Source organism: Actinacidiphila glaucinigra, assembly GCF_900188405.1.
In the GTDB taxonomy this organism is placed as follows: domain Bacteria; phylum Actinomycetota; class Actinomycetes; order Streptomycetales; family Streptomycetaceae; genus Actinacidiphila; species Actinacidiphila glaucinigra.
The window spans coordinates 493,276-515,118 of sequence record NZ_FZOF01000002.1 but is presented as its reverse complement, the minus strand read 5'-3'; the positions used below and the strand labels follow the sequence as shown (position 1 = coordinate 515,118).

Sequence of the window (21,843 nt, the reverse complement as noted above, 5' to 3'; positions counted from 1 at the left end):
TTACTTGGCGGCTACGGCTTGCGCGACGGCCGCGCGCGATTCCATCGGCAGGGTCCTGTAGAGACCCCAGAGCTTCTCCAGAGGTTCCTGTTCGCGCCGGTCCGCCGCGATCCAGCCGGCGAACACCGCACGCTCGAACGGGGCGAGTGCGTCCACCAGGGCGAGCAGGGTATCCAGCTCCACGGTTCGATCGCCTGCGGCGGCTCCGCAACGCTTGCACTCGGTGACGAGCTGATGCGTCAGCTTGTCACCGCTGAGACGGACCGTGCGGCGGGCCACGTTGAGCTGGGCTACTTCCACACTCGCCGTGTCGTAGCGTTCACCGCTGCCGATGCCGCAAGTCCGGCAGACGAAGTTGTCCTCCCGCCACACCTTGACCCGCTGAGTGGGCGACAGGCTGCTCTTGTGCTTGGCGATCTTTGCCTGGCCGGGCAGCCAGATTTCAGCACCTCTGGCGACGTACCGCTGTTCCACTGCCTTCAGGGCAGGGTCGTCACGATTCGTGTCGATCCGCCAGTCGTGATCCCGCAAGTCCCGCAAGCGCCGGTCGATCTGAGCGACGCCCGGGAATGCGTCCCGAAGATCCGTTTTGGTGAAAATGTTTCCGACCCCCACCTCCGACTCCAGCCACAGAGCCACGCGCACCTTGCTTCCGTACTTCGGGTCCTGCCACGACGGCTGCATTGTCTGCGTCCTTACGTTATTGGGTTATTTGTCTGCAATTGGCGCATGCAGTGCTGCTTCGCGGCCATGCGTGCATGGCACGGCCGAGCCCCCCACTCCGTTGCCGGGCGGTGCGTGGCGACCAGTCTTGACGGGTTGCGCAACCGCAGTCCAGCGCAATTCGTGTTGACGTCTAAGTGGCAACAATCCATTCTCTGGCGGGAATGAGGGGGACCGGCAGCACTGGGATGCTGATCTGTCGATGCGATGAAGGGCCGGGGAGCGGGATGACTGGCGAAGTGGTTCAGGGCAGTGCCGGGGGCCTGTCGCTGGCGAGGGTCGAACTGGCGGCCCGGCTCAGGTGGCTCAGGATTGAATGTATGGACATGTCCATGGCGGCTTTGGCTCGTCATCTGGCCGCGCGAGGCTACGGATCTGTGAAGGACAGGAGCGGGATCAGTCGGTACGAGAAAGGTGAGCGGGTTCCCGATGATGACTTCGTGACGCTCCTCTACGAGGCCGCCACGGAGAAAGCGGGAAGGTCGCTGGTCTTCGGCAAGAGCGATTTGCTCACGTTGTGCGCCAGAGCCAGGCGCCGGGCGTGTTCGAGCTGCGCCACCTCGGGGCGGGCGGTGAAAGCCATGCGACACGCAATGAGGCAGCTTCGCCGTGAGAACCAGCGTCTGCGGGCGGAGAGCGAATCGCTGCACAGCAGCGTTCGAGCCGGCTTGGCTGAAGAATCTGCGAACAGGCGTGGGGCGGCATCGTTGCCGGTCCCGCATGGTGATGGGGACCGGCAACGATGGGCTCGTGACGTGGTGGCCGCACGGAGCCTCGTGGAGAGCGTCCAGCGGCTCCACGCGCGCCGGGACCAAGTAGCAGTGGTCACGGTGATGCGACGGACCGGGGAGGTTCTCACGCCAGCCGAGAGTGCCACGGCGCTTGTGTTGCTGAGGGAACTGAGCGAGGACCAGTTGGCGGACAACCTGCTCCACATCTACGGACGGGAACAACCGGAACGCGATGTCATGGAGGCCGCGTTGGCGCTTCATGAGCGCGGTTATGAACGCGACGCCGGCGCTCTGCTCAAAGCAGCCACCAGGTAGCCAGCCGGCGGCCGGGGAGTCCGAGCGGGGACGTCGGCGCTTCCGCCTGCAGGGGATGAGTTCAGGGCCGCGCGCTGACTCGTGCGCGTCCGGCGCGACGCGCGCCCCCCGCGGGCGGAGCATGGGCCCATGAGGCAGAGCGAGACGCCGGTCACGGATGGGTTCGAGCAGGCGATGGAGGCGTTGCGGAGGGCGCCGTACGGGGAGGTGGACGAGGCGTTGTGGGAGGTGGAGGGGAGCGTGCTGCGGGAGGCGCGGGGGCATTTGGAGGCGTGGGAGCGGGTCGTGCGGGGGCTGGAGGCGGGGCGGGGGGCGGCGCGGGGGGAGCTGGTGTGCCGGGACGGGGTGGCGGGGCTGGTGCGGAGGCTGCCGGGGCCGGTCGCGGAGTTGTTCGGGGAGTCGCTGGGGGAGGTGGACGGCCGGTACATCGAGCTGACGGTGGAGGACGCGGCCGCGCCGGGCGGTGCGGGCGGCTGGTGGTGGGGCAGGCGGCCGCGCGCGGGGTGGGCCTGACAGTGGGCGCGGGCACACTGGAGCCATGTGCCGAAGCATCAAGACCCTGCGCCCGCCGATGACGCCCGAGGTCGGCGAAGAGGACATCCGGGCCGCGGCCCTGCAGTACGTGCGGAAGATCTCCGGGTTCCGGGCGCCGGCGGCGCACAACCGGGAGGCCTTCGAGGAGGCGGTGGACGCCGTGACGGCGGCCACGCGCGAGCTGCTCGCCGGGATCCAGGTCCGGGGCCAGCGGACTTCATAGCCCTGGCGGGTGGTTCCCCGCGGTGCCGTGACGTTGAGTGGCGGTCCGGTGACGGTAGGTTGTGGCCTGCTCGAACCAGTCCGCCGCTGTACTGAGGTGTGCCATGTCCGTTGTCCGTAGGGCCCTCGTCGTCACCGCTCTGACCGCCGTGCTGCTGGCCAGCGCCGTCGTGTGCCAGTCAGCGGAGTGACGCCGACACCCGCTGGTGCATGCCCGGAATCGTGAGCCGGTGCGCGGTCAGCAGTTGGTTGTAGGCCACTGCCTGCGTGAAGAACAGCGGGATGGGGATCGTCAGCCCGGGCGGCAGCGGGGGCGGCGTGTCCGGGGTGAAGGTGACCGGGAGCAGCCCGAGTAGGTTGCCGCTGAGGACCCGGGTGAGCAGGACGACCGGGCGCCCGGTGGCGGTCGTGGTGCTCCAGGGCCGGGCGTCCGTCTCGAGTTCGCCCTGGCAGGGGGCCCACGGCGGCGGCTCGGGGGAGACGCGGCCGATGCCGGGCAGCCCGATGTCCAGCAGCGGCAGGCCGATCCCGGGCAGGCCGTGGAAGGGCGGCGTCCAGTCGCGGGCGTGGCGGCGGGCGCACGCGGGGGAGAGCAGGCCCGCGGTCTGGCGCAGGCTCGCGATGTCGGCGCGCCAGGCGGTGAAGACCAGGACGCGTTCGGCGCCGGCGCGCGTGGGGACGGCGGTGATGCCGTGGTACGTCAGCCCGGTCAGGACCAGCAGCGGGGTGAGTACGCGGAACGGCTGCTCGGCGGCGGTCACGCGGTCGCGGTAGCCCGCGGCGCCGACGGACAGCTCCAGGGAGACCTTCGGCAGGCACCAGGGCGAGTCGGGGGTGCCCAGGCGGATGCGGGCGGGGAGCAGGGAGAGCGGTTCGTCCATGCCGCCGTCGGAAGGGTGACGGGGGACGACCAGGTCCAGCAGTGAGTCGGGGCTGATCCTGTTGCCGGACAGGAGGCCGGTGGGCGGGGTGCCCGCGGACGGCGCGGGGACCTCGGGCCGCGTACGCCGGGTGGAGCCGCCGGCGCGGGGTGCGGGCGGCGCGTAGGGGGTGGCGCCCGGCCGCCGCGGCGCCGGTGCCTGCGCGGACGGCTGCTTGCCCCGCAGCCCCAGCAGGTCGCCCACCGCTCCCAGCAGCCCGCCAGAAGGCTGCTGCGGCGCCGCGCGCTGGGACGGTACGGGGCCCGGCCCGGCGCCCTTCGGGGTGCCGCCGGTCGAGACGTCGAGCGAGCCGCGGACCGGGAGCGGGGCCTGCGCCTCGACGCCGGCGTGGAGCCCGCCCGGGGGCCGGTTCCTGGCCTTGCCCGTGGCGCTTCCGGTGCCGTGCGCGGTGGGGTTGCGGGCGTGGTAGAGGCCGTCCAGTACGTCGCACACGGCCTCGCCCGCGCTGCGGTAGCCCTTGGCGGACCGGGCGGTGCCGTCGCCCCTGGGCGCACCGGCGTCGTGGGCCATGGCCATCGGCGCCAGCGGCTGCAGTCCCCCGGCGAGCAGCGCCCCGCCGACGGGGAGGGCGCCGATGGCCCGCAGCCGTACGGCCCGGTTGCGCAGGGCCCGGGTGCGGAGGGCCGAGCGGAGCGCCGCCGTGTCCGCGCCCGCCGCGCCCGCCGCGCCATCACCGGAGCCCGAGCCCGAGCCGGAGGGGCCCGAGGCCGTCGGCGGCGCCGGCTCCGTACCGCCCGCGGGGGCGGCCGGCGGGACCGCCGGGGCCGGGGTGCCGTCAGGGCCGCCCGCCGGCGTGCCGCCCTGCGGCGCACCCGCCGCGGGCCCCGTGGCGCCGCCCCCGCCGCCCCAGTCGGGCACCGGCCGGGACCGCCTGCCGCGGCCGTCGTCGCCGTCCGGCACCCAGCTGACGGCCATGGCCCCGCCGATGACGCCCAGCAGGAAGCCGATCAGGAAACCGCCGAAGTTGGACAGCACCAGCGAGGCGACGGAGAAGACGAGGGTCGCGATGCCGGCGAAGGCGCGGTAGTGCGGGGCCAGCCACAGGGTGAGGCCCAGGATGACCAGGAAGACGCCCATGAGCAGGCCGGAGACACCGGCGATGCCCTCGTGGATCATGAGCGAGAGCGGGGCGAGCGGGATGGAGAGGATCTCCACCCCGGCGAGGAGGGTCCATACGCCGGCCCAGAAGGGGCGGCTGCGGCGCCAGGCGCGGAAGCGGGAACGGAGGGCTCCGGCGCGGCTCAGCATGCGGGTCACGGCGGCTTCTCCTAGAAGCAGGAGTGGTCGCCGCGCAGCACCTGCACGTGCAGGTCCGGCAGCCGGAAGGTGGCCGCGCTTACCGACCGGTTCGTCTGCCGCAGGTCGCGGACGCGGATGCTCGTGGCCTGCTGTGCGAAGGCCCCGGCCGGCCCCCGGACGCCGGGGACCTGGTCCACCGTCGAGGCGTCCTGGCCGATGTGGATGTTCTCGAAGACGGCGTCGCCCTTGATGTCGTGGGCGTCCGCGACGAGGCGGTCGGCGCTCGCCGGGTCCGCGGTCAGCCGCAGCGTGACCGGGCCGATGACCGGTACCGGCTGGACGACGGACTGGCACAGGTCGTGCAGGGTGGCCCGGCGGATGGCGGACAGCGCCTCCGGGTAGACCGCGTCACGGCCCCGGTCGAGGACGCCGAACTGGACGAAGCCGTCGCCCTCCAGGAGGGAGGAGGAGATCTGGAAGCTCTCTCCGGCGACGGTGAAGGAGTTGGCGGACACCCCGAAGGACGCGGCCAGCGCGCCGGTGGCCAGGCTCGCGACGACGGCGCCCGCGGCCGCGACGGTCGGCACCATGACGAGGGCGAGCCGCTTCCAGCTGGTGCGGCCGGAGGCGGCGACGGCGGCCTGGGACGTGGCGGGCCGGGACCCGTTGGGCTCGGTGGTCAGCACATCCCGTCAACCGTGGGGCAGTCTGATCGGTCGCTCGGTGGCGGTACGTAATCACCCCGATGGTCGTACGCACTCGCCCATTCGGGTCAGAAGCAGGGGTGGGCGCCCTTCTTGACCGTCATGTGCAGGCCGTTCAGCCGGAAGGTGGCCGCGCTCACGGACTTGGTGGTCTGCCGCAGGTGGTCGATGGTGACGCTCTCGGCCTGCTGCCCCACGGCGCCGGCCGGGCCCTTGGCCCTGCCCTCGGTGTCCGTCTTCGAGGCGTCCACACCGATCCGGATGTCGTGGAACTCGGCGTCGCCCGCGAGGTCCTCGCTGTCGACGATCAGCTGGTCGGCGTGGACGGGCTCGTCACCGGCGCCCGCGATGATCCGCAGGGTGACCTGGCCGAAGCCGGGGACGGATCCGACCACGGACTGGCAGAGGTTGCGCAGTTCCGCGGAGGCGATGGCGGAGACGGCCTGGGGGAAGTCGCCCTCGGCGGTGTGGTCGATGGTCACGTACTGGGTGAAGCCGGTGCCGGTCAGGCTGTCCGCGGCGATCTGGATGCTCTGGCCGGACAGGGCGGTCGTGGTCGGTGAGACCGCGAGGGAGACCGGCACCACCCCGGCGCCCGCGCCGACGGCCACGGCGGTGGAGACGGCGAGGGTCGGTATGAGGACGACTGCCGTCCGCGTCCAGCTGGTGCGGCCGGACGGACGGCGGCCGGAGCGGCTCGTACGTCGTATCAGCGGGCTCACCCGGCCATTGCATCCCCGGTCCCGCGGCCGGGCAACCGGAGTCAGCGGTGCCGGCCGCCCCGGGGATCCCGGTAGGGAGCGGCCTGCGGGGACCACCCCTGCTGCGGCGGCACCTGGGGGTGGCGCGGGCCCCACCGCTGCGGGTACGCCCCCGGCTGCGGGGGCTGCTGCGGCCACGCCTGGGCCGGCGGCCAGGCCTGAGGCTGGGGCTGCGCCTGGGGCCACGTCTGGGGCTGCGGCCACGGCTGCCCGTACGGCTGGACCTGAGGGTAGGGCCCGTACGGGGGCCCCGGCGGGGGTGCCGCCCACGGGTACACGGGCGGGAAGGCGGGCCGGATGGCGTGGGCCGCATGGGTGAGCGCCGGCTGGGCGACGGCCTTGCGCTCCCACAGGTGGTGGAGCAGCTCCTGCTCCCGGGCCTGGAAGTCGGCGCCGGCGGCCCCGCGGTTCGCGCGGGCGCGCAGGAAGGCGAGCGAGGTCGCGAAGGACACGTACTCGCGCACCGTGCGGGCGGCCTCCTTGCCCTGCGCGCCGCGGGCGGCGGAGCGGGCGAGGCCGCGGCCCTTCATGGAGCCGATGGCGGCGGGCTCGGGCGGGCTGAGCCAGCCGGCCATGGCGTACAGGGGCAGCTGGGTGCGGATGGTCTTCAGCTCGTTCGAGCGGGACCAGATCGCGAGCCAGACCAGCAGGCCGAACAGCGGGATCATCACCGTCGCGTAGACGGCGAGGAAGCCGAGCGGGCTGAACGAGGCGGAGCCGTTCCAGGTGCCGTGCAGGACCATCGCCAGCAGCCAGCCGCCGAGCGGGGCCAGCCAGCGGCGGGCCCGGCCGGGGCGGGAGGTGGCGGCGATGGCGAAGCCGATGCCCGTGAGCGAGGTGAACAGCGGGTGCGCGAAGGGCGTCATCACGATCCGGACGACGAACATCGCCGCGGTCGTGCCCAGGCCGCCGTCGGTCCCGTACGCCTGGTCCTCGGCGAAGCCGGAGCCCAGGTAGAGGATGTTCTCGGTGAACGCGAAGCCGGTGGCGGTGAGCCCGGCTATGACGACGCCGTCGACGATCCCGGTGAAGTCGCGGCGGCGGAAGAGGAAGAGCAGCAGGACGGCGGCGCCCTTGGCGCTCTCCTCCACGACGGGGGCGACGAAGGTGGCGCCCCAGATGTCGCTCTGCGAGTCGCTGGCCGTGAAGGTCGTCGCGAGCAGTTCCGTCGCGTACTCGTTGGCGAGGATGGCGACCAGGGTGGCGGCGCACGCGCCCCAGGCGAAGGCGAAGACCGCGTTGCGCAGCGGGGTCGGCTCCACCCGGTCCAGCCAGAGGAAGGCGCCGCCGAGGATCGGGACCGGCAGGACCGCCAGGAGGAGACCGACGAGGAAGCCCTCCGTGCCGGTCTGGCGGCGCACCAGCGCCAGGATGAGCACCCCGCACAGCGCCAGCACGGAGAAGAGAGCCACCAGCCGGAACGTCCGGTTCTCCCAGAAGTGGCGGCGCGGCTTGTAGCGCCACTGCCCGGGTGCGGGCAGCGCGAACTGCGGTTGCTGCTGGTGTTCCGGATACTCGGGTACGGCGGGTTGGGCCGCCGGGCTCGGGAGGGGCGAGTCGGGCGAATGCGAGTACGAGGACACCCGATGACCTTACGGCGCGCCGGCCGCGCGGCGCGATGGTGTTACGGATTACCGCACGGCTGAGCGATCACCGGCGCTCGAAGACCAGGTCGTGGACGACGTGGCCCTTCGCGATCCCCTGGCGCTCGAACTTGGTCATCGGGCGGAAGGCCGGGCGCGGCTCGGCGTAGCCGCTGGTGGTGGCGTAGGCGTTCACCAGGCCGGGCTCCGCCGTCAGCACCTCGAGCATCTGCTCGGCGTACGGCTCCCAGTCGGTCGCGCAGTGCACGGTGGCGCCGGGCCGCAGCCGCGACACGGCGAGCGCCAGGAACTCCGGCTGGATCATGCGGCGCTTGTGGTGCCGCGCCTTGGGCCACGGGTCGGGGAAGTAGACCCGCAGGCCGGCCAGGGATTCCGGGGCGAGCATGTCGCGCAGCAGGACGACGGCGTCGCCGTTGGCGACCCGGACGTTGCGCAGGCCCTCGCGCTCGGCGAGGTGGACGAGGTTGCCCTGGCCGGGGGTGTGCACGTCCGCGGCGAGGATGCCGGTGCCGGGGTCGGCGGCGGCCATCGCGGCGGTGGCGTCGCCCATGCCGAAGCCGATCTCCAGGACCACCGGGCGGTCCGGGGCGAGGTCCGCGTCGGCGAAGAGCTTGTCCAGGTCCAGCGGCGTGCCGTCGAGGTCGACGCCCCAGTCCGCCCAGCGCCGCTCCAGCGCCGCGCGCTGGCCGTGGGTGACCCGGCCGCGACGCGGGTGGAAGGTGCGGATGCGCTGCTCGGTGTGCGCGTCCGGGTGCGGGTGGGAGGCGGGGCCGCCCGGGAAGTGGGGGGTGTGGGGCTTCGACATGATGCGTCGATTTTACGTACGCCCCAGCACCGCCAGTGCCCTGCGGGCGATCTCCCGGCCGATCGGCAGCGAGGCCGTCGCGGCGGGCGAGGGGGCGTTCAGCACGTGGACGAAGGGCCCGTCGCCCGCGATGAGGAAGTCGTCGACGAGCGTCCCGTCCCGCAGCACGGCCTGCGCCCGCACCCCGGCCTCGGCGGGCACCAGGTCGTCGGCGGTCACCTCGGGCAGCAGGCGCTGCACGGACTCCACGAAGGCCCGCTTCGACAGCGAGCGGCGGATCTCGCCGGCCTCGTACCGCCAGTGGCGCCGGGCGATCCGCCAGGTGCCGGGGAACGCGGCCGTCTCGACGAGGTCGCGCGGACGCACCGTGCGCCGCCGGTAGCCCTCGCGGGCGAGTGCCGGGACGGCGTTCGGGCCGACGTGCACGGAGCCGTCGACGCCGCGGGTCAGGTGCACGCCGAGGAACGGGAAGGCGGGGTCCGGGACGGGGTAGACCAGGCCGCGGACGAGGCCGGCGCGGTCGGGGCGCAGCTCGTGGTACTCGCCCCGGAACGGCACGATGCGCACGCCCGCGACGTCCTCGTTCGTGGTCCCGGCCATGCGGGCGACGCGGTCGCAGTACAGGCCCGCACAGTTCACGAGTGCCCCGGCCCGGACCGGCGGCCCGCTGTGGGGCTCGACGATCACGCTGCGCCCGTCGCGGTGGAGGGCGCGGACCTCCCTGCCGTACGCGATGCGGGCCTCGCCGCGGCCGCCTTCGGTGGTGAGGCGGGCCAAGGCCGCGGCGACCGCGGTGAAGTCGCAGACCCCCGTCGTGCCGACGTGGATCGCCGCCAGGCCCCGTACGTGCGGCTCCCGCTCGGCGATCTGCGCCGGGCCCAGTTCCTGCACCGGGATGTCGTTCTGCCGTCCCCGCTGGACGAGGGCGTGCAGCCGGGGCAGTTCCTCCCGCTCCGTGGCGACGATCAGCTTGCCCGTCACGTCGTGCGGGATGTCGTTGCCGGCGCAGAACTTCACCATCTCCGCGGCGCCCTGCGTCGCGTACCGGGCCTTGAGCGACCCCGGGCGGTAGTAGATGCCGCTGTGGATCACGCCGCTGTTGTGGCCGGTCTGGTGGCGCGCCGGGCCGTCCTCCTTGTCCAGGACCAGCACCGACGTGCCGGGGGAGGTACGGGTGATCGCGTACGCGGTCGCCAGGCCGACGATGCCGGCGCCGATGACGACGATGTCCGCGGAGTCCATGCGCGCGGTCACCTCCCGCGTAAGGCTTGGCCCGTCCGGGCGCGCGGCAAACCTGTGAAAGCGCTGTTGGTTCGGCTGTCCCGCCGTCTCGCTCCTTTCGGTCGCAAGGCGGCGGGCTGCGGATGGGGGGTGGGGCGGCCCTCCTCGGCGCGGTGCGGGTGGGTGGGTGGCTGGGGCTCGGGCTCCGGAGCGGTCGCGTGTCCGTTGGCGGGGGTCTCGTTGCCGTCCGCGGGTGCAGATGGCCGCTTCCACGCCTTCGCTGCGTGGTGGGCGCGCCCGCCGTGACCGGCGTCCGCGGCTGATTCGAGGTGCTGATGAGGGGTGGGCGGGACTTCGGGCTCGCTTTCGCCGGCATAGTCGGCGGAACAGGGCCCGATCTCGGCAGACCACCCGCCGAGCCCCGTGCCTGTCGGGGAAGCACCCGCAGACGCCGGTCACGGCGGGCGCGCCACCCACGAACGGTGGGCGTGGCAACCGGCCATCTGTACGCGCGGACGGCAACGAGACCGGAACCGTACGAGCAACCGGCCCCGCTCCGGAGCCCGAACCCCCGCCACGCCCCGACCCGCACACCGCCGAGGAGGGCCGCCCCCACCCTCCCCATCCGCAGCCCGCCGCTTTGCGACCGAAGGGCGCGAGACGGCGGGAGAGCCGAACCACCGGCGGCACCGGCGACGGCGACCCCGAACCGCCTCCTACGCGGGAGCCGCCAGCAGGGGCCGTGCCCGCTCCCGAAGCTCCGCGACGCGCGGCTCGTTCCCGTACGGCTCCAGCCGGTGCAGGAGGTCCCGCACGTACTCCGTCGTCCGGGCCGACGAGATCCGCCCGGCCACCTCGACCGCCTTGACCCCGGCCGCGCAGGCCGCGTCCAGGTTGCCGGACTCGAGTTCCGCGACCGCCGAGACGACGAGCCGCAGCCCGTGCGACCGCACGAACTCCTCCGTGGGCCGGGCGAGCGCCGTCTCCGTGAAGCGGCGCACCTGCCCGGGTACGCGCAGGTCGCGGTAGCACTCGGCGGCGTCCGCGGCGAGCCGGTCGTAGGAGTAGAAGCCGAGCCAGGGCGGGTCGGCGTCGCCGTCGCGGGCGCGGTCGAGCCAGGACTCGGCGGCGGCCAGGGCCGTGGCGCAGGCGGCGCTCTCACCGGCCTTGGCGTGGGCGCGGGCCTCGACGAGGTGGAAGAAGGACATCGTGCGGGCCGTGGCGAGGCCGCGGTTGCGTTCGAGGGCGGCCTGGGCCAGGTCCACGCCCTCGTCTGCGAAGCCGCGGTACGTGGCCTGGAGGGACATCGACGCCAGGACGTACCCGCCGAGGGGGACGTCGGCCGCGGCGCGGGCGAGCCGCAGGGCCTGGATGTAGTACCGCTGGGCGGCCTCCTGCTGGCCGGTGTCGAAGGCCATCCACCCGGCGAGCCTGGTGAGTTCGGCGGTGGCCCCGAAGAGGGAGCGGCCGACCTCGTCGCTGTACGAGCCGAGCAGCAGCGGGGCCGCCTCGACCCGCAGGCACTCGGGGACCATGCCGGAACGCCAGTCGCCGCCGCCGTACTTGGAGTCCCAGCGCCGGGCGTCCTCCGCTGCCTCGCGGAGCTTGGCGACGTCGGAGTGGCCGACGTGGTGCGTGCCCGGGGCGGGGTCCTCGCGGGCGACGCGGGCGTCGGCCGGGGTTATCAGCCAGCGGGAGGCGGGCGTGACGTACGCGCTGACCGCGAAGGAGCCGGCGAGGCTCTGCCAGATGCCGCCGCCGCCCGGGCCTCGGCGGCCGGGGTCGAGCTTCCACAGGTCGGTGGCGGACTTCACCGCCTCCCCGACGTCGCGGGGGAAGGCGAGGCCCACCTCGGGCGCCGGGTCGGCGTCGGCGAGGCCGATCTCGTGCAGCGGCACGGGACGGCCGAGCTTGCTGCCAATGGCCGCCGCGATGAGGTGCGGGGCGGCGCCCTGCGGCACCATGCCCTTGGTGACCCAGCGGGCGACGGAGGTCTTGTCGTACCGCAGGGTCAGACCGCGCTGGGCGCCGAGGTCGTTGACCCTGCGGGCGAGTCCCGCGTTGCTGATGCCGGCCAGGGCGAGAAGGGTGCCGAGTTTCTCGTTGGGCCCTCGGGGTTCTTTGGTCATGACCACTACCACCTCTCGCCGTAAGCGCGAGGGCCGCGTACGCCTGCCACGCCTGTCACACCCTCTCGACGCACAACAACGGCTGGCCCGGCGCCTCTTGTGGAGGCGTGCCAGGGCCGCCGCCACCCGCCACCGGGCATGCGCCGTACCCCGAGCTGCCGGGACATCGCTTCTCGGGTGAACCCAGCGTAGTTCGCCGTATCCCGCCCGTTAAGAGCTGTTGTCCCGGATGGCGAGATTCCTGCCCTGAATGCGGCCTGGCGACTCCTGCTTGTGGCGCGTGCTACCGGCGTATGCGGCTGTGCGCCCATCCGCGCGCTCTGTGCCGGTTCGTACGGTAGGGGTTCCATGGTGGCGTGGGTTGGCCCGCGGCTCTCATGTGCGGCTATGGGGGGTAGTGGCGGGTCAGGGGGCTCCGTCACCACAATCCCCGCGGGTGGCGGACCGGTCCGGGAGGTGCGCCACGCCTCCCGGACCGCGACCCCCACATGTCGCACAACGGGCGAATGCGGCCTCCTGGGACATTGACTGGAAAATGACGTTTGAAATCCGGTGGCCCGTTCCAAGTGACACTGATCAGGGGGGAGTTGGGTCGAACCGGCCCGCGCCGGCCCGCGCGTGAAGCGCGGTCCGGCGCTCAACCATGTCCTCATGCGCCTCTTTGTGCGCCGCTCCGTGGCAGCATGTTCCTCGGACGGGGCGGCAGTTCGGCCTGCCGCGGGGCCGGTTGGCCACGGCGGCCCACGTTGTCCACAACCTGTGGAGGCGGCGATGCGGTGGTTGGTGGGGTGGAGCAGCGCTGCCGCGGGACAGGTTCCCGGCGTGCGCCCCGGCCGCACCCTGCAGCCCGTCGGCGCCCAACTCCTGTGGGGCGACCCCGATCCGCTGTGGATGGTGGGCGACTGGCGCGCCGACGAGGTGCGGATCGTCCACGCCGAGAACGGCTCCGTGGCGCGGCTGGCGGTGCTGGGCCGCTGCGCCGCCTCCGACGCCGACCTGCGGGTGGGGCTGTTCGCCGCGCGCGGCGGGGCGCTGCGCCACCTGACGGCCTGGGCCGGCAGCTACACCTGTGTCCTGCAGATCGGCCGCCGCATCACGGTGCTGGGCGATCTCGCGGGCGCCCGGCCGGTGTTCCACACCCAGTGGGCGCGGGGCACGGCGTACGGCACGGCGGCGCTGCCGCTGGCAGACCTCACCGAGGCCGCACTGGACGTGACCTACCTGGCGGCGCTGCTCGCCTGCCCCGACTCCCCCGAGGCGCTCGGCGAGGGCACCCCGTACGCCGGGGTGCGCCGGGTGCCGCCCGGGCACGCGCTCATCATGCGCGACGGGGTGCCCGAGGTCAGCGGCTACGAGCCCACCGCCTCACTCGCCGTCGCGGGCACCCCGGCCGCCCACGCCGACCCGGACCTCGCGATCGCCGGCATACGGGACGCGCTGGTGGACGCCGTCCGGACGCGGCTGGCGCAGCCCCGCTTCGTACCGGACCCCGGCGAGGACCCCGCGCCGGGCATCGGGGCCGACCTGTCCGGGGGCAGCGCCTCCTCCACCCTCGCCCTGCTCGCCGCCGGCCTGCCCGGGATGCCGGGCACCCCGCTCGGGCACGGCTCCGCCGCGGGACAGCGCCTGCTGGCGGTGACCTTCAACGACCTCGCCACGGGCAGCGTCCAGGCGCGCGAGGCGGAGCTGGAGCGCGCCCGCAGCATGGCCGCCGACCCCCGGCTGCACCACGTCGTCGTGCCGGGCGGGCCGGAGTCCCTGCCGTACGCCGACCTCGACAGCGGGCCGCTCACCGACGAGCCGGGCCCCTCCCTGATCACCGCGGAACGGCACCGGCGGCGCCTGGCGGCGGGCGGCGCCGACCACTTCGTGGGGCACGGCGCCCGGCAGGTGCTGGACGCCCATCCGGCGCGGCTGGCCGACCTGTTGATGGACCGGCGGCGGCGCGGCCTGCTGCGTCCCGTCACGGCCCTGGCGCGGGCGGACGGGCCCTCGGGGCGCTCGGTGTTCGTGCCCTTCACCGTGTACCGGGCGGCGCGGCGGCTGGCCCGCACCAGCTACCGGCAGGGCGTGGCGGACGCTGCGGCCCGGCTGCTCGACCGGCGCTTCGAGGAGCACGGCGGCGCGCTGGCCGCGTCGCTGGCGGCCCTCGCGTGGTGCCGGCCGGGCCCCGCGGCGCGCTGGCTGACCGGCGAGGCGCTGGCCGAAGTATCGGTTCGCCTCCAGGACGCGGCGGCCCGGCCGGGCGCGATGGTGGAGCGCCCCGGTGAACGCCGGGCGCGTGCCGCGCTCGCCCGGCACGCCGCGGACCACCGGGTCTTCGAGCAGGCCGCCGAGGTGCGCAGCCAGCGGCTCCACGCGCCCTTCCTGGACAACCAGGTGGTACGGGCCTGCCGGGCACTGCCCGAGACGCTGCGCGTCCAGCCCGGCGCCCGCGCCACGATCCTGCGCTCCGTCCTGGCGCGCGCGGGCATTCGCGAACTGCCGCCCGGCTGGGGCGTCAACTCCCACGTCTCCACGGCCGTCGCCGTCCGCGCGGGCCTGCGGTCGGCCGTCGACGACCTGCTCGACCTCTTCGAGGCCCCGCTGCTCGCGGACGCCGGGCTCGTCGAGGCCCGGGTCGTACGGGCCGCCCTGCGCGCGGCGGCGGAAGGCGAACCGGTGGCCGTCGACGGGCTCACCGACCTGGTCGCCACGGAGGTGTGGCTGCGCCGCCTGCTGGCGCGGCGCGGCTCCTGCTGGACGGGCACGGAGGTGCCGGAACAGCGCGCGGTCGCGGGCGGGGTGCAGCGGCTGTCGCTGTGATCGGCGGCGGTTGGCGGCGGTCGGCGCCGCAACTGCCACCTGCATAAGCCAATTTGGGTGAGCGTGCGCCCCATGTGTGCGCTGTCCGGAGGGAAATGGACGCTAATCCTCCACAAATGTCGTCGGCCGGAAATGGACCCCGGCGCAGTCCTCCGCGCGGGTCTCCGGGACACTCTGAACATGCGCATCCGTACCACGGCGGCGGCCCTCGCCGCCGCTGCCGCCGCCGCGGCCCTCCTGGGCCTGGCCGCGCACGCTTCCGGCGCGCCCGCCGACCGGCCCGGAGTCCGCCTCTACGACGAGGCCCTGGGCCGGACGCGCGAAGACGGCGCCACGGTGTGCACCTTCTACTTCAAGGCCGAGGGCTTCGTCCCCGACCAGCCGGTCAACTGGACGGTCTCCTACGCCCGGGGCGAGGACGCCGTCGTCGGCACGCTGGTCACCGGCGACCGGGGCACGGGGAGCAGCGACCGCGTCGTGCTGGCCGACGGTGCCTACCGGTTCCGGTGGGCCGGTTCCGACGCGAAGCCGGAGCGATTCACCGTGGCCTGCCCGGACGGGACGGCGACGCCGTCGCCGGGCAGCGCGGCCCCGTCCGCCCCCGCGGGCGCCGTGCCCGGGGTGACGGCCGCGGCGTCCACCGGCCCGGGCACGGGCCTGCCCGCCGCGGGGCTGACGTCCGTGTCGACCTCCACCGGCCCCTCCGACGTCACCGCGGGCGTGGCCTCCGCCCTGGCCGCGCTGGGCATCGCCTCGGGCGCGGCCTTCGTCATGCTCCGCCGCAAGCCGGCGGTGCCGCGTCGCCACCGCCGCGTCTCCGGCTGACGCCGCGGCCCGGGGTCGTCTGCGCGGCCGGTTGTCGTGTGCGGGTCGTTTGCGCCTGCGGCGGGCTGTCCCCGCCCGCCCGCCCGATTGTCCGGCGCGGTTGGTGCGGGCCTGCGCGCGTGCGTGGTGGGCCGGGTGCGGGGCCTCCGGGGCTGCACGTCCTGGACTGGGTTATTTACGTGCATGGCGGGCGGTCCAGGTCCTTGCCGTCTCTGCCGCACACAAATATCCCGCAGCGTCCAGAACATCCACCCCTACGACCCCGCCCCCTCCGTATCCGTGGGCGACTGACGGCCGGAGGGGGTAGAGGGCGGTCCGGGGTTACCGCACACGTCTACCCGACGCCCACGGCCTTCAGGTCCTCCATGGGGGCACCTTCCAGCGGTGGCCGAGCCGGGGGGTGGCGGCTGAGGCCCGCGCCGGGTTCGCGCGATGATCACGGGGTGGATCGGACCGGACGGTTTTTCGGGGTGCTCGGGCCTATGCCGGCGATAGGGTGCGCGGCTGTCGATCACTCTGCTGAGCTGCCCGTTGTCGTGTGCGTGTTCCTGCGCTCCCTCAGCCTTCGGCCAGGGGCAGCCTGATTCGGTGTGTGGGTGTGGTCCCAAGGCTGAGCCTGGTTGCGGGTCGGGCCGCACGCCGGAGGCCAGGGTGCGTCCCCACACCGGCAATCGTCGCGATCTGCCGCCTGGCGACCTTCGGCGTCGCCGTCACATAGGCAAGCCCTGCGAGCGCCGGTGGGCAGTTGCGCCAGCCGTCCCGTGGGAGGTGCCGATCTCGGCCTGCGGCCGGGGGACCCCCTGCTGGGGCAGCTCCCAACGGTGCGGGGAGGCGCTCACCCCATCACACCCCCTCCGGCCGTCAGTCGCCCACACCACCGGAGGGGGTGTGGCGGGGTGCGCCCATGGGGGTCCCCCCGGCCGAAGGCTGGGGGAGACGAGCGGCGGACCCGGCGCCGAACGATGTGGACGTAAACCGCGAGCGTTGAGGACGTGCGCCGGCGCGGCACCGACCCAGCCACACGGTGCGAGGCGGTCACTGACCGCGCCGGGCAATCGGGAGGGAGGGCGGGAGACAGCCCGCCGCAGGCGCAAACGACCCGCACCCAACAACGGACCGCAACCACAACCCACCCGGCACAGCTGTCGGTGCCGTACCCGACAATGGTGGAGCCGTAGCAGACACGTGCACAGGCACCACAGGACGGGCGGACGCGATGGCGGTATGGGACGACGTGGTCGGCCAGGACCGGGTGACGGAGCAGCTGGCCGCCGCCGCGCGGGACGCCGACGCCTTCGTGACGGCGGCGGCCGCCGGCACCGCGCTGCCGACCGCGTCGAAGATGACGCACGCCTGGCTGTTCACGGGCCCGCCCGGCGCGGGCCGTGACACTGCTGCCCGCGCCTTCGCCGCCGCGCTGCAGTGCGTGAGCCCGGACCGGGCCCTGGGCGGCGCGCCGGGCTGCGGCTTCTGCGACGGCTGCCACACGACCCTGGTCGGTACGCACGCCGACGTCGAGGTGGTCCGCACCGACCTGCTCTCCATCGGCGTCAAGGACACCCGCGACCTCGTCCGCCGCTCCTCGCTCTCGCCGGCCTCCGGCCGCTGGCAGGTGATCGTGCTGGAGGACGCCGACCGCCTCACCGAAGGCGCCGGAAACGTGCTGCTGAAGGCCGTGGAGGAGCCGGCGCCCCGCACGGTGTGGCTGCTGTGCGCGCCGTCCATCGAGGACGTGCTGCCGACGATCCGCTCGCGCTGCCGGCACCTGGTGCTGCGCACTCCGCCCGTGGGCGCCGTGGCCGACGTGCTCGTCCGGCGCGACGGCATCGACCCCGTGATCGCCGAGGCCGCCGCGCGCGCCACCCAGGGGCACATCGACCGGGCCCGCCGGCTCGCCACCGACGAGGCGGCGCGTTCCCGCCGCGCCGCCGTGCTGAGGCTGCCGCTGCGCGTGGACGACGTCGGCGGCTGCCTCAAGGCCGCGCAGGAGCTGGTGGACGCGGCGACGGAGGACGCCAAGCAGGTCTCGGAGGAGATGGACGCCAAGGAGACCGAGGAGCTGCGTACGGCGCTCGGCGCGGCCGCGGGGGCGGGCAGCCGTATGCCGCGCGGCACGGCGGGCGTGATGAAGGATCTCGCGGACCGGCAGAAGCGCCGCTCCACCCGAACCCAGCGCGACACCCTCGATCTGGCCCTCACCGACCTGGCGGGCTTCTACCGGGACGTACTGGCCGTGCAGGTCGGCACATCCGTCGCGATCGCGAACGTCGAGGCACGGGACGCCGTCGAGCGGATCGCGGCGGGCTCGCGGCCGGAGAACACCCTGCGCCGCATCGAGGCGGTGCTCGCCTGCCGCGGGGCCCTGGACAGGAACGTCGCGCCGCTGCTGGCCGTCGAGGCGATGACGCTGGCCCTGCGCGCGGGCTGACCGCCGGCGCGCGCGACCGGCCGCCCGGACCGCCTCCGCGCCCTTGATCATCCGGCGGACGGGTGATCGTTTGCGGTGCCCGCGCGTCGCCGGTCCCCGGTGCGCCCGGCCTTGCCGCAGGCTGCTGTGCGGTGCCCCCGGCCGCTGTCCCCGCGGGGGTGATCCAGCGCACGGGATGCGCTCCCCCCTGCCTCCGGCGCGGGTGCCCACCCGTGCCCGAAGCGCCGTCGGGGACGTCCCGAGGTGGTGCCGCACGTGCCCGAGGTGGCCGAGGTCGTCGTTCTGTACGCGCTGCTGACTGCGGCGGGGGCCGTCGCGGTGGCGCTCGCCCGCTCGGCACTGCGGCACTGGTGGGAGCAGCGCGCGGGCCGCGTGTACGAACTGCCCGTCGAGCGCGCCGGCACGGTGCTGCGCGGGGCCGGTTCCGCGCTGGCCGCCGCGGTGGCGATCACGCTGGGGGTCTGCCTGCCGCCGGGCCCGGGGACCCCGTCGTCCTCGCCGCACCGCCCGGTCACCGCCGCCGGGCCGCCGTCGTCGCCGCCGCGGCCGCGGCCGGTGCCGTCCGATCCCGCGGACGCCGGGCTGGTGCCGCCGCGCACCCTCGGTCACCCGGCCGGGGGTACCCTCCAGGAATTGTCCGACGGCACACGGGTCTGGCTGCCCCCGCAGTACGACTACCCGGACTCCGCCGGGGTCTACTTCCCCCTGGTCGTGGCCCACATCGACCCCGCCGACCCGGATCTGTTCGCCGGCTTCGCCGCCCAGTCGCTGCGGGGTGTCGCCGACCCCTTCGTGGTGGTGCTGCCCGCCCACTGCGACGACGGCCCGGGCGCGCGCCCCGCGTCCGTACCGGTCTCGGTCGCCCGCCTCTACCGCGTCCTGCCCGGCCGCACCGCGCGGGCGCTGCTGGGTGCCGACGGTGACGCGGCCTGCGTCGTGCGGCAGCAGCTGACCGACCCCCGGGGCTTCACGACGGCGATCGGCGTATCGGGCGGCTACGAGGAGATCGACCGCTCCGGTCCGCCGCCGTACTTCTCCGCCGACGGCCGCTACGCCGGACGGGACATGCCGCGCCCCGCGTTGCTGCTCGCCGTACCCTCCGGAGAGGAGAACGCCCGGCGCTCGGCGCTCGCCCTGCGCGGGCGGGTGCGCGGCGTGTCCGCCGAGGTCAGGGTGCTCGACGGCATCGCCCCGCGGCGGCGGCTCTTCGCCCTCGTCGCCGGGTACGCGACCGAGAAGCTCGACAGCCCGGACCGTCCCTGACGGCGCGGGCCGAATCACCCGTACGAGGACTGTGGACGACGGTTCGCCACCGGCCCTGCGGATACGCTCCAGATGACCACCACGAGGAACCGAGGCTTCGATGCACACCCCGCGCCTGCTCCGTACCTCCGGCACCGTCCTCGCCGTCGCCGGGCTGATGCTGTCCGCGTGCACGACCGGTGGCAGCACCCACAGTGCCGCCGCGTCGTCCCCGGCGGGCTCGCTCGGCGGGCCGCCGCCCTCGGGCGCTTCCGCGGACGCCTACGGCAACCTCCGGTCGTACTACGAGCAGCGCCTGTCCTGGCGCGACTGCAAGGACATGCCGGGCATGCAGTGCGCCACCATGCGGGTCCCCCTCGACTACGCGCACCCGTCGGCCGAGACCGACCTCAAGCTCGCCGTCACCCGGAAGCGGGCCGAGGACGGCGGCAAGCGGCTCGGCACCCTGCTGGTCAACCCGGGCGGCCCCGGCGGCTCCGCGATCGACTACCTGCAGTACGCGGCCTTCGGCTACCCGACGGCGGTCACCTCGCGCTACGACATGGCCGCCATCGACCCGCGCGGCGTGGCCCGCAGCGAGCCCGTCGAGTGCCTCAGCGACAGCCAGATGGACGCCTTCGCGGCGACCGACGTCACCCCTGACGACGGTGCGGAGGTCGACGCCCTCGTCGCCGCCGACAAGGAGTTCGCCGACGGCTGCCGGCAGCGCTCGGCCAAGTTGCTCAAGCACGTCAGCACGGTCGAGTCGGCCCGTGACATGGACGTCTTCCGCGCCCTGGTCGGCGACCGCAAGCTCAACTACGTCGGCAAGTCCTATGGCACCTTCCTGGGCGCCACCTACGCCGAGCTCTTCCCGGACAAGGCGGGCCGGCTGGTCCTCGACGGCGCCGTCGACCCGTCGATCTCCGCCCTCGACGCGAGCCGCGGCCAGGCCTCCGGCTTCGAGACCGCCTTCGACGCCTTCGCCGCGGACTGCATCAGCCACCGCGACTGCCCGCTCGGCACCAAGAGCACCGCCGACGCCGGGCACCGCCTCGACACGCTCTTCAAGCAGCTGGACGGCAAGCCGCTGAACACCGGCAGCTCCCGCAAGCTGACCGAGGCGCTCGGCACCACCGGCGTGATCGCCGCGATGTACGACGAGTCGATGTGGCCGACCCTGAGCACCGCGCTCACCAAGGCGAACAAGGGCGACGGGAGCGGCCTGCTCACCCTGTCCGACACGTACTACGAGCGGAACGACCGCGGCCACTACGACAACCTGATGTTCGCCAACGCCGCCGTGAACTGCCTCGACCTGCCGCCCGCCCTGTCGGGTCCGCAGGCCGCGGAGCAGTCCGTCGCCGCGTTCACCGCCGAGTCCCCGCACTTCGGCAAGAACCTCGCGTGGTCCAGTCTGATCTGCACCTACTGGACGGTCCCGCCCGCCGGCAAGCCGCACCGCATCGAGGCCACCGGCGCCGACCCCATCCTCGTCGTCGGCACCATCCGCGACCCCGCCACGCCCTACGCCTGGGCCAAGTCCCTCGCCGGCCAGCTCGACTCGGGCGTCCTCCTCACCTACGACGGCGACGGCCACACGGCGTACGCCCGCGGCAGCAACTGCATCGACTCCGCCGTCAACCGCTACCTCCTGGAGGGCACGCCCCCGGCGGACGGCAAGACCTGCTGACCCCCGAGGGGCCCCGGCCCGACCTCGTGCGACGGCGACCGGACCCCCGTCGCACCCTGGTCAGGGGCCCCTCAAGAACTGTGTAGACTTGTGGCCGCTGCCGATGCCAAGCTGTCTCGGCAGCCTGCCGCCTTAGCTCAGTTGGCCAGAGCGACGCACTCGTAATGCGTAGGTCAAGGGTTCGATTCCCTTAGGCGGCTCAACCAAGAGGGCCAGGTCAGTATCTCTGACCTGGCCCTTTCTCATGTGCAGCGACGATGGCGGGCGCGCGCTCCCGTGCGGGCGGGCGGCGCCCGGGGGTCACCTGGTGACGTGGACGGTCAGCCTGGCATGCGTGGTGTCGATGTTGACGCCGTCCATATAGCCGCGGGCGTCGCGGTAGGCGCCGGTACCGCCGGTGATCGCGAGCGTGAACCTGGTCGGGAAGCTGACGATGAAAGGCGCGAAGCCCTGCAGGGTGATGTCGCCCTTGGCCAGCCGGAGGGTGGATTCGCACTGCCGCAGACTCTTCTGGAGGCTGACGACGGTGCAGACGAAGCCGCCGGTGCCCACCTTGCGACCGTTCTGGAAGAAGTCCGAGAAGCCGATCGCCTCGTCGCCGAGGCTCATGCCCGGGCCGCCCACGTCGACGGCGGCGAATTCCCGCACGGAGTCGTCCAATTTGATGACCGTCTCGCCGTCACCGTGCGGGCCGGGGTCGCGGTCCGGGGAGGTGGCCTGCGCGAGCGGTCCGTAGGCGAGGACCGCGGCGAGCGCGGTGACCGCGACCGGCGCCATTGCCTTGAAACGACGCATCCTGCGTCTCCTTCGAGCTCGATGGAGTGACAAGCGGCAATTAATCCCACTTATCACTTCATTCATGGCGGAATCGGAAGCCCGGTACATCAGGCGCGCATCGGCTGAGGGGAAAGACGACCCGAT

General features: G+C 73.8%; 17 protein-coding genes and 1 tRNA gene. 9 read left to right on the top strand and 9 right to left on the bottom strand.

From position 1 onward, the window contains the following. Window positions 1–684 (bottom strand): hypothetical protein, encoded by a 684-nt coding sequence (locus CHF15_RS06335; protein ID WP_089222601.1) that lies wholly within the window; start codon window positions 682–684, stop codon window positions 1–3. 266 nt (window positions 685–950) lie between these two features. Here CHF15_RS06335 and CHF15_RS06330 point away from each other — a divergent pair, with 266 nt between their 5' ends. The 3 genes from CHF15_RS06330 to CHF15_RS06320 all read left to right on the top strand — a co-directional run bounded on the left by CHF15_RS06330 (window position 951) and on the right by CHF15_RS06320 (window position 2,526). Then, window positions 951–1,769 (top strand): hypothetical protein, encoded by an 819-nt coding sequence (locus tag CHF15_RS06330; RefSeq protein WP_089222600.1) that lies wholly within the window; start codon window positions 951–953, stop codon window positions 1,767–1,769. 129 nt (window positions 1,770–1,898) lie between these two features. Beyond that, window positions 1,899–2,282: a hypothetical protein gene (locus tag CHF15_RS44730; protein ID WP_179279674.1), complete on the top strand. Its 384-nt coding sequence runs from the start codon at window positions 1,899–1,901 to the stop codon at window positions 2,280–2,282. Between the two features lie 25 nt (window positions 2,283–2,307). After that, window positions 2,308–2,526 (top strand): DUF2277 domain-containing protein, encoded by a 219-nt coding sequence (locus tag CHF15_RS06320; protein ID WP_089222599.1) that lies wholly within the window; start codon window positions 2,308–2,310, stop codon window positions 2,524–2,526. 178 nt (window positions 2,527–2,704) lie between these two features. On the opposite strand, the gene CHF15_RS44725 is transcribed toward CHF15_RS06320, so the two are convergent. From CHF15_RS44725 to CHF15_RS06285, 7 genes are all read right to left on the bottom strand, one after another. Continuing rightward, a complete protein-coding gene (locus tag CHF15_RS44725; protein ID WP_220093273.1) occupies window positions 2,705–4,714 on the bottom strand; it encodes a DUF6114 domain-containing protein in 2,010 nt (669 codons plus the stop codon). A 20-nt stretch (window positions 4,715–4,734) separates the two neighbouring features. Further along, on the bottom strand, window positions 4,735–5,391 hold the full coding sequence (locus CHF15_RS06310; RefSeq protein ID WP_179279672.1) for a DUF6230 family protein: 657 nt from the start codon (window positions 5,389–5,391) through the stop codon (window positions 4,735–4,737). Window positions 5,392–5,477: 86 nt separating this feature from the next. Next, the gene (locus CHF15_RS44330) at window positions 5,478–6,131 is read right to left on the bottom strand and encodes a DUF6230 family protein (protein WP_143681532.1); all 654 of its coding nucleotides are present in this window, start codon (window positions 6,129–6,131) and stop codon (window positions 5,478–5,480) included. Window positions 6,132–6,172: 41 nt separating this feature from the next. Beyond that, on the bottom strand, window positions 6,173–7,753 hold the full coding sequence (locus tag CHF15_RS06300) for a PrsW family intramembrane metalloprotease (protein WP_089222598.1): 1,581 nt from the start codon (window positions 7,751–7,753) through the stop codon (window positions 6,173–6,175). A gap of 67 nt (window positions 7,754–7,820) precedes the next feature. Further along, window positions 7,821–8,579 carry a tRNA (guanosine(46)-N7)-methyltransferase TrmB gene (gene trmB / locus CHF15_RS06295; RefSeq protein WP_089222597.1) on the bottom strand — a complete coding sequence of 253 codons (759 nt, stop codon included), beginning with the start codon at window positions 8,577–8,579 and terminating at the stop codon, window positions 7,821–7,823. Window positions 8,580–8,591: 12 nt separating this feature from the next. Next, complete coding sequence (gene lhgO / locus CHF15_RS06290) at window positions 8,592–9,821, bottom strand: L-2-hydroxyglutarate oxidase (RefSeq protein WP_089222596.1); 1,230 nt, start codon at window positions 9,819–9,821, stop codon at window positions 8,592–8,594. A 695-nt stretch (window positions 9,822–10,516) separates the two neighbouring features. Beyond that, the gene (locus CHF15_RS06285) at window positions 10,517–11,929 is read right to left on the bottom strand and encodes a hypothetical protein (protein WP_018558441.1); all 1,413 of its coding nucleotides are present in this window, start codon (window positions 11,927–11,929) and stop codon (window positions 10,517–10,519) included. A gap of 771 nt (window positions 11,930–12,700) precedes the next feature. Between CHF15_RS06285 and CHF15_RS06280 the strand changes: the two genes are divergently transcribed. The 6 genes from CHF15_RS06280 to CHF15_RS06255 all read left to right on the top strand — a co-directional run bounded on the left by CHF15_RS06280 (window position 12,701) and on the right by CHF15_RS06255 (window position 21,122). Then, entirely contained in the window at window positions 12,701–14,734 is a 2,034-nt protein-coding gene (locus tag CHF15_RS06280) for an asparagine synthase-related protein (RefSeq protein WP_089222595.1), read from the top strand. Window positions 14,735–14,914: 180 nt separating this feature from the next. Continuing rightward, a complete protein-coding gene (locus tag CHF15_RS06275; RefSeq protein ID WP_143681531.1) occupies window positions 14,915–15,559 on the top strand; it encodes a hypothetical protein in 645 nt (214 codons plus the stop codon). Window positions 15,560–16,775: 1,216 nt separating this feature from the next. Continuing rightward, the gene (locus CHF15_RS06270; RefSeq protein ID WP_089222593.1) at window positions 16,776–17,987 is read left to right on the top strand and encodes a DNA polymerase III subunit delta'; all 1,212 of its coding nucleotides are present in this window, start codon (window positions 16,776–16,778) and stop codon (window positions 17,985–17,987) included. Window positions 17,988–18,242: 255 nt separating this feature from the next. Then, the gene (locus CHF15_RS06265) at window positions 18,243–19,250 is read left to right on the top strand and encodes a hypothetical protein (RefSeq protein WP_143681530.1); all 1,008 of its coding nucleotides are present in this window, start codon (window positions 18,243–18,245) and stop codon (window positions 19,248–19,250) included. Between the two features lie 100 nt (window positions 19,251–19,350). Continuing rightward, window positions 19,351–20,922, top strand: coding sequence for an alpha/beta hydrolase (locus CHF15_RS06260; RefSeq protein ID WP_089222591.1), 1,572 nt, complete (start codon window positions 19,351–19,353; stop codon window positions 20,920–20,922). 126 nt (window positions 20,923–21,048) lie between these two features. After that, window positions 21,049–21,122, top strand: a tRNA-Thr gene (locus CHF15_RS06255). Between the two features lie 100 nt (window positions 21,123–21,222). On the opposite strand, the gene CHF15_RS06250 is transcribed toward CHF15_RS06255, so the two are convergent. Then, window positions 21,223–21,717, bottom strand: a complete 495-nt coding sequence (locus CHF15_RS06250) for an allene oxide cyclase barrel-like domain-containing protein (protein ID WP_143681529.1) — start codon at window positions 21,715–21,717, stop codon at window positions 21,223–21,225. Between the last annotated feature and the right edge of the window lie 126 nt (window positions 21,718–21,843).